Raw genomic sequence first — 14,103 nt, forward strand, 5'->3', positions numbered from 1 at the left:
GTCAGGCGTGCCGTGCGGCGTGCCAGGCGCGCGCCGCGGCTTCGTCGATGGCCTCGTCGTCGCGGCGCCCGGCCTCGGCGCGCAGCGCGCGGTGTTCGCGCCGGGCCAGTTCGCGCGCGCCGTCCAGCCGCGCCTGCGCGCGCAGCAGCGCACGGCGCGCCTCGTCGAAGGCGGCACGCCGTTGCGCCACGTCGTCGAGCACCTCGGCCAGACGGGCATTGGCCCGGGCGATACGGGCATCGAAGGCGCCCTGCCAGCCCTGCGCGTCAAGCAGCCCCGACACCGACACCCCGCCCCGCGCCGCGCCCTGCCGCAAGCGTTCGATGAAGGCCGCGCGCTCGGCCAGCGCGGCGTGCACCGCCTGCTGCGCGGCTTCAGCCTGCCGCAGCCCCGCCATCACCTGCGCGCGGCGCTGCTGCAGCGCGCGCATCGCGTCTTCGTGGCGGCGCTGGCGCACCGTCTCCAGCTGGCCCAGGCGCGGGTCGGCGTTGCCAGGCATCATCGCGCTTCTCCTGCAAGCGGTGCGGGCTCGGGCACGCGGACCGCCTGTGCCAACTTGTCCACCGCGCCGGCAAAGGTATCGAGCCGCGCCGCCGGTTGCGCCAGGTAGGCGCGGATGTTGTGGATCGCGGCCACGGCGGCGTCGGCAACGGGGTCGGCGCCGGGCCGGTATTCGCCAATCTGCAGCAGCAGCTCCATCTCCTGGTGCTTCGCCAGCAACTGGCGCAGCCGCGCCGCGGCGCGCGCGTGCGCGCCGGCCGCCACCTGCGGCATCACGCGGCTGACCGATTGCAGCACGTCCACCGGCGGATATTGGCCGGCGCTGGCCAGCTTGCGCGACAGCACGATATGGCCATCGAGGATCGAGCGCACCTCTTCGGCGATGGGATCGCTATCGTCCTCGCCTTCGGTCAGCACGGTATACGCCGCGGTGATCGAACCCTGCACGCCGGTGCCGGCACGTTCCAGCAACTGCGGCAGCATCGAGAACACCGACGGCGGATAGCTGCGCCGGGTCGGCGGTTCGCCGCTGGCCAGGCCGATCTCGCGCTGCGCGCGCGCCAGCCGCGTCAGCGAATCGACCAGCAGCAGCACGCGCTTGCCCTGGTCGCGGAAATACTCGGCAATGGCGGTGGCGGTATAGGCGCAGCGCACGCGCTCCATCGGCGAGCGGTCCGAGGTCGACACCACCAGCACCGTGCGCGCCATGCCCTCGGGGCCGAGGTTGTATTCGATGAACTCGCGCACCTCGCGGCCGCGCTCGCCCACCAGCGCCACCACGTTGACATCGCTGGACGCGCCCCGCGCCAGCATCCCCAGCAAGGTGGACTTGCCCACGCCCGGCGGCGCGAAGATGCCCACGCGCTGGCCCTCGCCCAGCGTCAGCAGCCCGTCGATGGCGCGCACGCCCGTGGCCAGCGGCTCGCGGATCAGCCGGCGCGTGAGCGGATCGGGCGGCTCGTTGTCCACCGGCACCCGCGCCACGCCGTCGAGCGCGCCCTTGCCGTCGATGGGCTCGCCCAGCGCGTCGAGCACGCGGCCCAGCAGCGCGGCACCGGCGGGGCACTGGTGGCCATGCGCGGACGGAATGACCTCGGTCAGCGCCGACACGCCGGTGGTGCGCCCCAGCGGCGTGAGCAGCGCGGTCTGCTGCACGAAGCCGACCACCTCGGCCAGCAGCGGCGGCTCGCCGGGCGTGACCAGCTGGCACAGCTCGCCCACATGGGCCTGGATGCCGGTGGCGTTGATCAGCATGCCGACGGCCTTGCTGACGCGCCCGCGCATGGCCACCGGCGTGAAATGCTCGAACGCGCGTTCCAGGTCGGCGGCGGCGTGCTGCAGCGCGGCTTCGATATCGGTGGCAGGGAGTTCAGTGGACATGGGTATCAGCCGGCGGTATCAGCCAAAGGGATCAGCCCGCCCGCAGGCGGCGCGCAAAGGCTTCGAGCTGGGCCTGCAGGCCCACTTCCATGGTGCCCGACGGCGTCTGGATGCGGCAGGCATCGGGTTCCAGCCCCGGCTCCACCACTACGTTGGCGCGGCGCGGCCACTCCTGCGTCTCGGCCAGCCGGTCGAGCAGGCTGCGCACGGCCTGCTCGCGGCCCAGCGGAATCTGGAGGGTGATGAAAGGCTCGGCCCGCACCAGCGCCTCCACGCGCTGCAGCGCCACCTCCAGGATGATGTCGGGGTCGAGTTCGCCGGCAATCTGCTGCACCGCCTTCATCACGATCTCGGCCATGGTGCGGCGCATCGCGCCCAGCTGGCGCTCGGCCTCGGCAGCGGTGCTGACCTGCGCGGCGGCGTGGTCGGCGTGGGCGCGGGCCCAGCCCTCGCGGTAGCCCTGCTGGCGCCGCTCCTCGGCCTCGCGCTGGGCTTCGGTGCGGATATGCATGGCCTCCTGGCGCGCCGACTCGATCACCGCGGCGGCGTCGAGCAAGGCGGCATACTCGGCCTCCTTGAGCACCTTGCGCTCGGACAGCAGCTGCAGGTTTTCGCTGGTGATCAGAAAAGCCAGTGCCATGCGGGGAACCGTTCGGGTATCAGGTTGAGCAGCAACAGTTCGCGCAACTGCGCGGCCTGTGCCGGGGTCAGCGGCGCCGGCGACAAGGCCGCCAGCCGCCGTGGAAACTTGCGCCGCAGCGCTTGCAGCAACGGCTCAGCGTGTTCGGCGTGTGGCGCCTCGGCGGCCAGCAGCCCGCACAGCAGCCGATAGCCGCGCTCGGCCATCAGCCGCCCGGCGCCGGGCGGGTGCGCGCGCAGCGGTGCCAGGTTCATCGGCAGCGCTGGGAGCGCCGGCACGCGCTTCAGGATAAAGGCCACGGCGTGGCGGTCGAGCCGGCGCGCGGCACGGCGCATCGCGCGCGGCGCGCTGCCGATCAGCGGCGCGGCCAGCGCGCCCGGCAGCGGTGCAAGGCTGTCGGCCAGTTGCGCCGGCATGCGGCGCTCGCTGGCAAAGCCGGCCTGGTGCACCGCCAGCCCCAGCCACCACGCCAGCAGGCGCAGTTCGTTGCGCGGTATCAGCACCAGCCGCGCCAGCGAGGCCGTCGCATCCAGCAGGCAGTCGATCACCGCGTCGCGGCTGCCGCCCGCGCCGGCCAGGCCCAGCGGCTGTGCCAGCACGTCGGCGGCGGCAGCGCCAAAGCGGTCCGTGCCGCGCCAGGCCAGCGGCCAGTCGGCCGGCAGCCAGCTGGGATGCAGCTGCGCCAGCGGCCGCTGCACGAAGTCTGCCACCGCGCGCGCCAGCGCCGGGTCCGGCAACGCCGGCGGCGCGGGCGCCAGCGCCGCGGACAGTGCGCCAGGCAGGTAGGCGCCAACCACGGACTCGGCGGCCAACGGCGTCAATTTGCGCTCCGCGGCGCGCCGCGCCGCTGCGGCCAGCGCAAGGCGCCGCGCTGCCATGCCACCACCGCGGCCACCGCCATCGCAATGACCACCGCGGCGCCGACCGCGATCGCGGCGAAGCGCCCGAGCGCGAAGCCGGCCGCGGGCCCCGGCCCGCCTGCCTGCGGTGCGAACGGCCGCGCCTCGACCAGCGACAGCGATACGTTGTCGTGGGTCACGCCTTCGATGCTGTGCGCCACCATGTCCTTGACGGTCGGCACCAGCAGGCGCAGGTCGGTATCGGCGCGGTGCTTGATGAACACCGCCGCGGACGAAGGCCGGACCTTGTCCGACAGCGGATCGCTGGCAGGGATCACCACATGCACGCGCGCGGTGACCACGCCGTCGATATTGCGCAGCGTCTCCGACAACTCCTGCGACAGCGCGAAGATGTAGCGCATGCGCTCTTCGGTCGGCGTGGCCACCAGTCCCTGCTTCTGGAACACCTGCCCCAGCGATGCAAAACGCTCGCCGGGCAGGCCTTCGCTGCGCAGGACTTCCAGCGCGGCGGGCAGCTGCGATTCCTCGACGCGCACGCGCCACTGGCCCTCGCCGGTGCCGCCGCTGGTGTCGGCGCGCGCCTTCTCCGCGTCGATGCCCTCGGCGGTCAGCGCGGCCAGCACCTGGTTGGCCTCGGGTTCGTTCAGCGACGCGTACAGGTCGACCTTGCACGCGGCCAGCGCCAGCGCCATCAGCGCCGGCGCCAGCCGGGCCGCGCGCGCAAGGCGCTGGCACAGCGGTGGCTTGGACATCATTGCTGGTTCTTCAGCAGGCTGTTGAACAGGTTGGTGCCGGCGCTGCCGATGCTGGAGGTCACGTGGATCGACGAAAACAGCTCCAGCGACTGGGTCTGCAGCATCATGGCCTGGTACACCACCTCGTTGGTGCTGCCCTCATAGATCGACGCGAACATGCCGTCGCGCAGTTCCTGCAGGCGCGCCGCCTGGCGCGCCGATTCCTCGCCGGCCGAGACATAGCTGGCGCGGATGGCGTTGCCGAGCGTGGTCGAAGTCGGGTCTGCCGCCTGGGTCACGTGCGCGGTGCGCGAGCCGTCGGCAGCGTGGCCCTGCTGGACCATCTGCGCGAACTGCCGGGCATCGGCCGGGTCAGGCTGCGCGGCGGGGGCCGCGGCCGGCGACTGGTGCGCGGCGACGGTGGCGCTGTCGGAAACGGCGCCGGCGGCGGCAATGGCGGTCGGGTCCATATGGCTCTCCTTGCAATGCGTTAGGCGCCCCGGCAGGCCGGGGCGCGTGACGGCCTGCCGTCAGTTGGTGCGCGAGGTCTGCTTCACGTCCTGCATCGCGCCCTGCACCAGGTTGGCCTTCTGCGTGTTGTGGGCCATCTCGCTGCTGACCACCGCGTTCTGGCGCGTCAGCGTGTCCTGCAGGCCCAGGATGTTCACGGAGAACTCCTGCGCTTTCTGCTGGATTTCCTGCATCTTGGCATTGAGGTCGACTTCAGCCATGACAATCTCCTTCAGGTAGGTTGGCGTCAAACACCTGCCCTCCGGGGGCAAGCGGCATCTGCGCCCGCGGGCGCAAATTCATCGGCACGGCGCGCGCGGCCGCGGTCATCGCCGTGCCTGCGGCGGCACCGGGCTGTCCTTCAGCACCACGCCGTCCGCGTCGATCCGTTCGATCTCGGCGCCGTTCTTCAGCACCGCCCCTTCGAAATAGCGCGCGCCGTTGGCCAGCTGCACCGAGCGCGTGCCGTTGCCGTCCTCGGTAATGCTGACCACGCGCGCGGGAAACACGCCCTGCCAGTTGTCCATGTGGCCGTCGCGGACCTGACGGCGCCGGCTGTCGGCGGTCTCGCGGTAATCGATCTTGTCGGACACCAGCACGCCGGGATGCAGGTCCTCGATCACGCGCCGCACCTTGTCGCGCCCGGCCACGGGGTCGGCCGTGCCGCTCAGCAGCACCCGGCCCTGGCCCTGGTAGGCAATGCCGACGCCGGGTTCGTCGAGATAGCGCTGGATATGCTCGATCAGGTCGTCGGCGGAGCGCACCTGCTGCTGCACGGCGCGGCCGAACGGCGCCAGCGCCTGCACGATGCGCTGCCGGTCCACGCGCGAATTGACGAAGCCCTTGACCGTGACCGTACCGTTGGGCAGCGACACCACCTCCAGTTCCGGGTACGCGGCCACGGTCTTGCGCACCGCTGCGGGGTCGACTTGCTGCGTGCGTGGTGCGCCGCCGTTGGCATAGGTGGCGCCCAGCCAGCCGGCGCCGACCAGCACGACCACACCTGCCACGCCCAGCGCCGCCAGCAGCACGCGGCCGGGGCGGCGCCCGCCCTCATGCTGGGCGTCGGCATCGCGCGCCGCGCGCCGCCCGGACTCGGCCCACGCAAACAGCGTGTCGGTGGCTTCGGACATGCCCGGCTGCGCGCGCAGCAACTCCACGTCGAGCGCGCCGATGGTCAGGATGTCGCCGCCCGCCAGCGCGAACGCGCGCTGCGTGGTGGCGCGGCCGTTGACGTTGACCGCGGCCTCGCCGACGCGCTCGGCCGAAACCGCCAGCTCGCCCACGTTGAGCACCAGGTGGCGCGGCTGCACGTCGGCGCCGGGCACGCTGATGTCCACGTCGGCGGCGTTGCCGAGCACATTGGCGCCCCGCCGCAGCGTGACCTGGCGGCCGTAGACGTCGCCGCCGAGAAAGCGCAGGGTCCAGCCGGAGGCAGCCGGGGCGGGGTCGTGGCGAGGATTGCGGGAATCGGCCATCAGCTCATCCCCGGGATCACCAGGCGCGGCGTCAGCAGGTAGAAGCGCTCCATGTTGTTCTGGCGCTTCTCCTGGAACTTGAACAGGTTGCCGATGATCGGCACGTCCTGCAGCAGCGGCACGCCGGATGAGGCGTTGATCTTTTCTTCGGTGGTATAGCCGGCGATCAGCAGGCTCTTGCCCTCTTCCACCATCGCCTGGGTGGTGATCGAGCGGCGCCGCACCACCGGAATGCGGTCGACGGTCTCGCCCGACAGGTTGCCGTCGGCGATATCGATGGTCAGCATCACCGCGCGGCTCTGCTGCTCGTCGACCACCAGCGGCGTCACGCGCACGGCCGTGCCGGCGGTCACGTTGAACAGGCCCGCATCCTGGAAGCCGTCGACGCGCACATAGAATTCCTGCAGGTTCTCCAGCGCCGCCTCGGTGTTGTCGAGTGTCAGCACCTTGGGCCGTGCCACGAAGTTGGCCTGCCCGCGCTCGGCCAGCGCCTTGACGCGCGTGAGCAGGTAGCGGGTCACGTCGCTGCCGATAGCGCCGGTGAACTGCAGGCCGCTGCCGATCGTCGCCGCGGTGGTGCCGGCTTCATTGGCGAGATTGCCAAAGCTCAGGCCGGCATTGCCGTTGCCGCCGCCCAGCTGCAGGTCGACATGGCGCGTATGCAGGCGCCAGTCGACCCCCAGGCTGTCGAGGTCGGCCTGGCTGATATCCATGATGGTGACTTCGATCTCCACCAGGCGCGGCTTGATGTCGAGCGATTCGATCAGGCGCCGGTACTGCGCCATCTTGTCCGGGGTGTCGCGCACGATCACCGCATTGAGGCGGGTATCGGCCTGGAACTGCGGCAGCTGCCCGCTGCCCCAGTTGTTCTGCATGCCCGGCCCCAAGCCCGTGCCACCGCCCATGGCATCGAGCATCTGCGACGGGTCGGCGCTGGGAATGCCCATGCCGCCCCCGCCGCCCTCGCCCATGCGCAGCTTGGCCTGGCGCGTGGCGCCGCGGCTGGTGCCCAGGCTGGGGCCGGTGCCGCCGGCCAGCGTCCGGTTGCGCCCGTACAGGTTGCGCAGCACCGTGACCACGCCGGGAACGGTCATCTCCTTGCCGGCGCGGTTGATGCGGAAGTCCGACGCCCACGAGTACTTGAGCGGAAACAGCTGGATCTCGGCGCGCTCATCGGCGATCGAGCGGTCATCCACCGCGCGCACCGCGGCGCGCACGGTCTCGACGTAGCGCTTGGGACCGGACACCATCAGCGTGCCTTCCGCATCGTTGATGGTAATCGGGTAGCGCGAGTCCGGCACCTGCATGCGTTCCAGCGAATCGCGCAGTCGCGCGCCGGAGCCGCGCGCGATCGGCAGCACCTCGCTGCGCGCCTCGCTGGCAACGTCGATATAAAGCAGCGAGCCGTCGTAGTAGTAGGTCAGGCCGAACATCGAGCACACGCTCTTGAGCACGTGCTGCGCGGATTCGTTGAACTTGCCGCTGATGGTGCCTTCCACCTTGGGATCGATCACCGCCGTGGTCCCCTGCGAAGCCGTCAGCTCGCGCAGGAAGTCCGCCAGCCGCTTGTCGCTGGCCGAGGCCTGGAACGGCTTGTTGGGCCAGCGCAGGTCCGCCGCGCGCGCCGCCTGGGTGCAGCACAGCAGCGCGCCCGCCAGGCACAGCAGCGCTGCCGCGGCGCGCCATGGCCGCCCCAGAGACAGGCGCGCGGCGCGACCAGTCGATCCGAATTCCCCGTGGTGCCCCAGCGTCATGTCAGTTTGCTTGTCCGTTGTTCTTGCGTTCATGCATTGGCATGGGTTCTTGCATCCGCATCGATGCCGGCGCCGCTACAGGAAGGTCAGCATGGTTTGCAGCGCGCGCTGCGCAAAGCGCATCACCTCGCCGCCCAGCCAACCGCCCAGCAGCACCAGCGACACCAGCACCGCGATCAGCCGCGCCGAGGTGCCGATGCTCTGGTCCTGGATCTGCGTCACCGCCTGCAGCACCGCCACCACCAGCGCCACCAGCGTGCCGATCAGCACCACCGGCAGCGTGACCCACAGCACCACCAGCAGCGCCTGGCGCGTGATATCGAGGATGGTGTCGGCGCCCATTTCACTCTCCGGCCGGGTTCTGCACCCAGCCCACCGGCACCAGCGTCACGTCTTCATCGACCTCCTGGTACGACAGCACCGGGATGCGCGGCGCGACCGGCTCGATCAGCCGCTTGATATAGCGGCGCACATCGACGCTGACCACCACCACCACGCGCGCGGCACCGGCACCGCCGGCCGCGCCCGCCTTCTCCGCGGCCTTCTCCAGCAGCACACGCACCTGCTCGCGGATATCGCGCGTGACGTCGTGGCTGAGCAGCAGCAGGTTGCCGCGCGCCGCTTTCTCGATCGCGCCCTGCACGCGGGCTTCCAACGCGGGCTCGAACAGCACCGCGTCGAGCGACCGGTTGGCGCCGACGTGGCGGCTGGTGATCAGCCGGCCCAGGTCCACGCGCACCAGCTCGGTCAGCGCGATCGCATCGGTTTCCTTGGGCGCCCAGGTCACCAGGCTCTCGAAGATGGTGCGCAGGTTGCGGATCGGCACGCCTTCCTGCAGCAGCCGGCGCAGCACGTCGGTGATGCGCTGCAGCGGCACCACGCGCGCCAGCTCCATGACCAGGTCGGGGGCCTCGGCCTGGATCACGTGGATCATCGACTGCACGTCCTGGATGCCGAGCAGCGGCGCCGCATGCTGCTTGATCACCGCACCCACATGCACCGCCAGCACTTCCTCGCACGACAGCGTGCGCACGTTGTCGGCGACATCGCCGCCAGGCTCGGCCGGCACCCATACCACTTCCTGGAACGGGCCGAAGGGTGCGCCGGGCTCGGCCACGCCCTGGTCGACGCGCGCCCGCGCACCCGGCTCCAGCAGTCGCTTGCCGGGGCGCAGCACGCCGCCGGAGGCCACCACGTCCTGCACGCGGATGGCATACGCATCGCGCTCGGCCAGCGCGCGGTGCTGGATGCGCAGCCGCGGGAATACCATGCCCAGCTCCGCCTCGACCTCGCTCTTGGCGGTGGTCATGCGTTGCTCGAACAGGCGCAGGTCGACTCGCCCGCGCAGCCCTTCGTCCAGCTCCAGCGCCAGCGCCGGCGCCACCGCGGCCTGGGTGCCGGCGGCCGCGGCGGGGTCGTCCGCATCGGCCATCTCGATCCACGTGACGGTGCCGGCGGTGCGCTGCGCGCGGCGCAGCAGCACGTAGCCGCCGCCGGCCACCACCAGCGCCATCAGCCCGAAGGTCCATTTCGGAAAGCCCGGCACCACAAGGAACACGGCAATGGCCAGGCCCGATACCACCAGCGCCTTGGGCTGCGCCAGGATCTGCTTGCCGATGACGTTGCCCAGGTTGGGCGAGCCGGCGCGGTCTTCATCGGACGACACCCGGGTGATCACCACCCCTGCCGCGATCGAGACCAGCAGCGACGGAATCTGCGACACCATGCCGTCGCCGATGGTCAGGATGGCGTAGCGCTGCAGCGCCTCGCCGATGCTCATGTCCTTCATCAGCGTGCCGATGGTGATGCCCGCCAGGATATTGACCAGCGCAATCACCACGCCGGCGATGGCGTCGCCCTTGACGAACTTCATCGCACCGTCCATGGCGCCGTGCAGCTGGCATTCCTGCTCCAGCGCGCGGCGGCGCTCCTGCGCTTGCCCGGCGGTGATGGTGCCGGCGCGCACGTCGGCGTCGATACTCATCTGCTTGCCCGGCATCGCATCCAGCGCAAAGCGCGCGCCCACCTCGGCCACGCGCTCCGAGCCCTTGGCGATGACGATGAACTGCACGATGGCGATGATCAGGAACACCACGCCGCCCACCACCACGTTGTTGCCGACGATCAGCTTGCCGAAGGTGTCGATGATGTGGCCCGCGTCGGCGTGCAGCAGGATCAGCTTGGTCGAGGCGATGTTCAGCGACAACCGGAACAGCGTGGTGAACAGCAGCAGCGACGGGAAGGTCGACAGCGACAGCGCCGACGGGATATAGGTAGCCACGATCAGCAGGGTCAGGCTCATGCCCAGGTTGATCGTCAGCAGCAGGTCCAGCAGGAAGGTCGGCAGCGGCAGCACGAACAGCGCGATCACGGCAAACAGCAGCAGCGTCAGCGCCAGGTCTGACTGGCGCGACGCCGCGGCCGCCATCTGCTGCAGGCCCGGCGCGCCCGGGCCGAAGCCGCGCGGGAACGCTGTGAGGTTTGCCGGGAGTTTCGCCATCGTCCTTGCCGGTGGGATCAGTGGGCGCAGTGTATGGCCGGCCCCGCACAGCGACCAGTACCGAGGATTCGTAGCGGGTGCCGCACATGCGCCGCCGGCCGGCCGCGCCAGGCCGGTTCATGCCGGGGCCTACAAGGCCTCGTAGTGGACGTCGCAGCACCCCGCTGCTTATCGTTGCGTGTCGAGCAACCGAGCCGCCCACCATGCCTTCCGTCCTGCATCGCGATCCGTACGCCCCGGCGCCCACGGCGACCACGCCGGGGGCCACCGCACGCGTGCTGGTGCACAGCGCCGCGGCAGCGGCCCGGCTGGCCACGTCCGGGCTCGATGCCACGCCGGCGCTGCCGCACATGGAGCCGGAGACCGCGCGGCTGTCCGGCTGGCTGACCTGCCGCGCGGCTGCCCTCAGCGTGCGTGTCGGCGGCCAGGACTGGCAACTGCGCTTCGTCCCGGCCGATCCGGCGATTGCCGCGCGCGCCGGGGCGGGCTATGCCTTTACGCTCGGCAGCGGCCACGGCGTGCTGCGCTGGGACGTGGCCAGCGAACGCCTGCTGCTTGGGGCGCCTGGCGCGGCAGAAACGCTGCCCGCGCTGCTGCGCCACGCGCTGATGGCAGACGCCCTGGCCGAAGCGGTGGCGGCACTGGGTCACGCCATGCCCGACGCCTTCAGCTGGCAACCCGATGCCGCGCGCGTACAGGCACCGTCAACGGCCCATGCCTTCGGCTTCGAACTGACACGCGACACGCCGCCGGCGCGGCTGCGCGGCACGCTGCAGCTGGACCAGCCCGAGCGCCTCGCCGCGCTGCCGGCCGGCCCGCCGCCGGCACGCACGGCGTGGACCGAGCGCCTGCCGGTACCGATTGCGGTACGCATCGGCACCACGCGGCTCGCCATGGGCGAGATGCGCGGCATCGAGCCCGGCGACATCCTCGGCATTGACGACTGGCATTCGCAGGGCAGCGCGCTACTGGTGCGCTGCGCCACCGCGCGCAACGGCCCGGGCTGGACCGCGCTGGCCGAGGGCCGGCGACTGGTGGTGCAGCCCGGCGCCGCCAGAACGGATGTTTCAAACGGAGCGCACATGGAAGAGCAAGACCTTGCACGGCGAGAGCCGATTCCCCATCCCGATGCCGCACAGCCACCGCTGTCGCACCTGGACCGCCTGGAAGTGACGCTGCGCTTCGAAGTGGGCGACGTCGCGGTGCCGCTGGCCGAACTGCGCGCGGTCGCCCCCGGCTACGTGTTCGAACTGCCGCAGCCGCTCAAGCAGAGCGAGGTGCGCATCGTCGCCAACGGCAACCGCATCGGCACCGGCACGCTGATCGCGGTCGGCAACCGGCTGGGCGTGCGCATCACCACTTTCGCCGGTGGCGACGCATGAACCGCGGCAGGCAGCCCCGTCCCGTTCCGGCCCGGTGAATGCGATGAACAGCGGACTCTACAATCCGGTCCTGATCCTGACCATCATCCTGACGTTCGGCATTGCGCCCTTCGTCGCGCTGATGGTCACCAGCTACACCAAGCTGGTGATCGTGTTCGGGCTGCTGCGCGCCGCGCTGGGCCTGCAGCAGGTGCCGCCGAACATGGTGCTGAACGGCATCGCCATCATCCTGACCGCCTACATCATGGCGCCGATCGGCTCCAACGCCTTCGACGCCATCAAGCGCCGCGCCGACGCCAATGCTGCCTTCAACGTCAACGACGTGGTCACCGTCTACGACGCCGTCAGCGGTCCGCTCAAGGAATTCCTGGTCAAGCACACCGAAGAGCGCAACCGCACCTTCTTCGTCCAGTCCGCCAAGCGCATCTGGCCCGAGGGCCGCGCCGATGATCTCAAGTCCGACGACATGATGGTGCTGATCCCCAGCTTCACGCTGTCCGAGCTGACCCGGGCGTTCCAGATCGGCTTCGTGGTGTATCTGGTGTTTGTGGTGGTGGACCTGATCGTCGCCGCCATCCTGCTGGCGCTGGGCATGTCGATGGTGGCGCCGACCACGATCTCGGTGCCGTTCAAGCTGCTGCTGTTCGTGATGCTGGAGGGGTGGACCCAGCTGATCCAGGGGCTGGTCCTGTCGTACCGGTAAGCGCCGCAGCGCCAGGTTCCGCCACGGTCACTCCCGGCCGCCGACGGAGTGCGTCCATGATCTCCACCACTGGTCTGTCTACGGCCAGTTGATCCATATCAAATCCGTTTCGCGGTCTGCCGCTACGCTGGCGACAACGACCAGAGAGCCTGCGTCGCACGACGCTTCAGGCGCCCTCTACGGGCCCCCGGAGCCGCCGGGCCCACCCCGGCAGATGCCCGCTACCGCACCCACGCGCCCCCCGATGACCCGCACAGCCTCCGCAAGACCCGCATTGCACGCACCCGACCGCCGCAACCGCATTGCCGGGAGCGGGCCGCGTCGTCCCCGCCCCCCTCTGCTTGATCAGTGATTTCCATGAGCCCCAATCGGACGCGTTTCCAGTCCCGCGAGCACGCAGGCAGTGAATTGGCCCGGGCGCTGCGCGCGTATCGCGGAACCGGCGCGCTGGTGCTGGCGATCCCGCGCGGCGGCGTGCGGGTCGGCCGGGTCGTGGCCACGGCACTGGAAGCCGATTTCGACCTGGCCATGGCGCGCAGGATAGGCGCGGGCGTGGCGCTCGACGAAACCGGCATCGCCTGGCATGCCGGCAACGGTGAACCCTGCGCGGACGAGGTGCCCGGCCGCGGTACCCATTTCGACCAGTTGCGCCGGCAAGCGGCGGTCTACGCGCCCTTCCGCGCGCGCTGCGATCCCCGTGGCCGGGTCGTGATCGTGGTGGACGACGGCCTGGTCAGCGGCGCCACCATGTACGCGGCGCTGAGGCGGTTGCGCAAGCGCGGGCCGGCGCGCATTGTGTGCGCGCTGCCGGTGGCCGCGCGGCACGGGCTGGAGCAGGTACGTGCGCTGGCAGACGAAGTCGTCTGCCTGGATACGCCAGAGCGGATCAGCGATCTGGCGCACCATTATCGCGAGTTCCAGCTCGACAGCGATGACCGGATACGGCAACTGCTTGCGGCCCCCGCCGGCGCCGGCATGCCGCCGCTGAGCCTGGCCGCGCAAGTGCCGTACGGCAGTGGCTGGTTACCCGCGATGCTCGAGTCCGGGGCGGAACCGCAGGGCGTGGTGCTGATGGCCTACGCCGGCGGCGCACAACGACGCGCCGCACGCAGCCACTACCTGGCGCGCAAGCTCCGCGCCAGAGGTTTCGCCACCATGCTGGTAGACCTTCGCCCCGACAGCCGCTTCGACGACGCCCCGTCATCCGACCTCGACGGCCTGGCGGCGCGCCTGCGGCAGGCGCTGGACTTCCTGCGCGCGCGCACGCCGTTTGCCAGGTTGCCGGCCGGGCTGCTCAGCACCGGCACCGCTGCCGCGGCGGCGGTCCGGGCGGTCGCGGCCGACCCGGGACAGCTGCGCGGCATGGTCTTCGTTGCCGGCCGGGCAGACCTGGCTGGCCGCGCCGCGCTGGCACAACTGAGCCTGCCGGTGTTGCTGCTGTGCGCCAGCGGCGATCCGCCGAGCATCGAGGTCAATGACATCGCCTTCGGCCAGATGCATGGCCCGCGGCAATTGCGGCTGATCGCGACCTGCGGCCGCGCCTTTGAAGACAGCCCCGCGCTGGCCAGCATTGCCAGCCTGACGGCTGACTGGTTTGCCCTGCGATTTTCCGCCCAGGCACCCGGGATGCTGGCCTATCGCAAGTAAGGCGACGCGACCGC

The 14,103-nt window shown here is 70.8% G+C and carries 14 protein-coding genes; 3 read left to right on the plus strand and 11 right to left on the minus strand.

Features of this window, described 5'->3' with window-relative positions; genetic code table 11:
* Position 1: 1 nt before the first annotated feature.
* The 11 genes from E5S69_RS03085 to sctV form a co-directional block, all read right to left on the minus strand.
* Positions 2–502, minus strand: coding sequence for a type III secretion protein HrpD (locus E5S69_RS03085; RefSeq protein ID WP_171513528.1), 501 nt, complete (start codon positions 500–502; stop codon positions 2–4).
* The gene (locus E5S69_RS03090; RefSeq protein WP_171513529.1) at positions 499–1,881 is read right to left on the minus strand and encodes a FliI/YscN family ATPase; all 1,383 of its coding nucleotides are present in this window, start codon (positions 1,879–1,881) and stop codon (positions 499–501) included. Before E5S69_RS03090 ends, E5S69_RS03085 begins: the two co-directional genes overlap by 4 nt.
* 31 nt (positions 1,882–1,912) lie before the next feature.
* Positions 1,913–2,521, minus strand: a complete 609-nt coding sequence (sctL, locus tag E5S69_RS03095; protein ID WP_171513530.1) for a type III secretion system stator protein SctL — start codon at positions 2,519–2,521, stop codon at positions 1,913–1,915.
* Positions 2,503–3,342 (minus strand): type III secretion system protein SctK, encoded by an 840-nt coding sequence (locus tag E5S69_RS03100; RefSeq protein ID WP_236901177.1) that lies wholly within the window; start codon positions 3,340–3,342, stop codon positions 2,503–2,505. The genes sctL and E5S69_RS03100 overlap by 19 nt, the downstream gene beginning before the upstream one ends.
* On the minus strand, positions 3,339–4,136 hold the full coding sequence (sctJ, locus tag E5S69_RS03105; protein ID WP_171513532.1) for a type III secretion system inner membrane ring lipoprotein SctJ: 798 nt from the start codon (positions 4,134–4,136) through the stop codon (positions 3,339–3,341). The genes E5S69_RS03100 and sctJ overlap by 4 nt, the downstream gene beginning before the upstream one ends.
* Entirely contained in the window at positions 4,133–4,585 is a 453-nt protein-coding gene (locus tag E5S69_RS03110; RefSeq protein ID WP_171513533.1) for a hypothetical protein, read from the minus strand. Before E5S69_RS03110 ends, sctJ begins: the two co-directional genes overlap by 4 nt.
* Positions 4,586–4,645: 60 nt before the next feature.
* A complete protein-coding gene (locus tag E5S69_RS03115) occupies positions 4,646–4,846 on the minus strand; it encodes a hypothetical protein (protein WP_018007336.1) in 201 nt (66 codons plus the stop codon).
* Between the two features lie 105 nt (positions 4,847–4,951).
* Positions 4,952–6,103, minus strand: a complete 1,152-nt coding sequence (locus E5S69_RS03120) for a BON domain-containing protein (protein WP_171513534.1) — start codon at positions 6,101–6,103, stop codon at positions 4,952–4,954.
* Entirely contained in the window at positions 6,103–7,857 is a 1,755-nt protein-coding gene (gene sctC / locus E5S69_RS03125) for a type III secretion system outer membrane ring subunit SctC (protein ID WP_171513535.1), read from the minus strand. The genes E5S69_RS03120 and sctC overlap by 1 nt, the downstream gene beginning before the upstream one ends.
* A gap of 75 nt (positions 7,858–7,932) precedes the next feature.
* Positions 7,933–8,199 (minus strand): EscS/YscS/HrcS family type III secretion system export apparatus protein, encoded by a 267-nt coding sequence (locus E5S69_RS03130; protein ID WP_018007333.1) that lies wholly within the window; start codon positions 8,197–8,199, stop codon positions 7,933–7,935.
* Position 8,200: 1 nt separating this feature from the next.
* Positions 8,201–10,357 carry a type III secretion system export apparatus subunit SctV gene (gene sctV, locus E5S69_RS03135; RefSeq protein ID WP_171513536.1) on the minus strand — a complete coding sequence of 719 codons (2,157 nt, stop codon included), beginning with the start codon at positions 10,355–10,357 and terminating at the stop codon, positions 8,201–8,203.
* Positions 10,358–10,560: 203 nt separating this feature from the next.
* Here sctV and sctQ point away from each other — a divergent pair, with 203 nt between their 5' ends.
* The 3 genes from sctQ to E5S69_RS03150 all read left to right on the plus strand — a co-directional run bounded on the left by sctQ (position 10,561) and on the right by E5S69_RS03150 (position 14,089).
* Entirely contained in the window at positions 10,561–11,739 is a 1,179-nt protein-coding gene (gene sctQ / locus E5S69_RS03140; protein WP_171513537.1) for a type III secretion system cytoplasmic ring protein SctQ, read from the plus strand.
* Between the two features lie 43 nt (positions 11,740–11,782).
* A complete protein-coding gene (sctR, locus tag E5S69_RS03145) occupies positions 11,783–12,442 on the plus strand; it encodes a type III secretion system export apparatus subunit SctR (RefSeq protein ID WP_171513538.1) in 660 nt (219 codons plus the stop codon).
* Positions 12,443–12,799: 357 nt separating this feature from the next.
* Complete coding sequence (locus E5S69_RS03150) at positions 12,800–14,089, plus strand: phosphoribosyltransferase family protein (RefSeq protein WP_171513539.1); 1,290 nt, start codon at positions 12,800–12,802, stop codon at positions 14,087–14,089.
* Positions 14,090–14,103 lie beyond the last annotated feature (14 nt).

The organism is Cupriavidus necator, assembly GCF_013141915.1.
In the GTDB taxonomy this organism is placed as follows: Bacteria; Pseudomonadota; Gammaproteobacteria; order Burkholderiales; family Burkholderiaceae; genus Cupriavidus; species Cupriavidus necator_B.

What these genes read in the sequence shown, in the direction of transcription:
- sctJ (WP_171513532.1), bottom strand. Translation starts at nt 4,136, where the DNA reads ATGATGTCCAAGCCACCGCTGTGCCAGCGCCTTGCGCGCGCGGCCCGG.
- sctQ (WP_171513537.1), top strand. Translation starts at nt 10,561, where the DNA reads ATGCCTTCCGTCCTGCATCGCGATCCGTACGCCCCGGCGCCCACGGCG.
- E5S69_RS03085 (WP_171513528.1), bottom strand. Translation starts at nt 502, where the DNA reads ATGATGCCTGGCAACGCCGACCCGCGCCTGGGCCAGCTGGAGACGGTG.
- sctC (WP_171513535.1), bottom strand. Translation starts at nt 7,857, where the DNA reads ATGACGCTGGGGCACCACGGGGAATTCGGATCGACTGGTCGCGCCGCG.
- E5S69_RS03130 (WP_018007333.1), bottom strand. Translation starts at nt 8,199, where the DNA reads ATGGGCGCCGACACCATCCTCGATATCACGCGCCAGGCGCTGCTGGTG.
- sctR (WP_171513538.1), top strand. Translation starts at nt 11,783, where the DNA reads ATGAACAGCGGACTCTACAATCCGGTCCTGATCCTGACCATCATCCTG.
- E5S69_RS03110 (WP_171513533.1), bottom strand. Translation starts at nt 4,585, where the DNA reads ATGGACCCGACCGCCATTGCCGCCGCCGGCGCCGTTTCCGACAGCGCC.
- E5S69_RS03150 (WP_171513539.1), top strand. Translation starts at nt 12,800, where the DNA reads ATGAGCCCCAATCGGACGCGTTTCCAGTCCCGCGAGCACGCAGGCAGT.
- E5S69_RS03090 (WP_171513529.1), bottom strand. Translation starts at nt 1,881, where the DNA reads ATGTCCACTGAACTCCCTGCCACCGATATCGAAGCCGCGCTGCAGCAC.
- sctL (WP_171513530.1), bottom strand. Translation starts at nt 2,521, where the DNA reads ATGGCACTGGCTTTTCTGATCACCAGCGAAAACCTGCAGCTGCTGTCC.
- sctV (WP_171513536.1), bottom strand. Translation starts at nt 10,357, where the DNA reads ATGGCGAAACTCCCGGCAAACCTCACAGCGTTCCCGCGCGGCTTCGGC.
- E5S69_RS03115 (WP_018007336.1), bottom strand. Translation starts at nt 4,846, where the DNA reads ATGGCTGAAGTCGACCTCAATGCCAAGATGCAGGAAATCCAGCAGAAA.
- E5S69_RS03120 (WP_171513534.1), bottom strand. Translation starts at nt 6,103, where the DNA reads ATGGCCGATTCCCGCAATCCTCGCCACGACCCCGCCCCGGCTGCCTCC.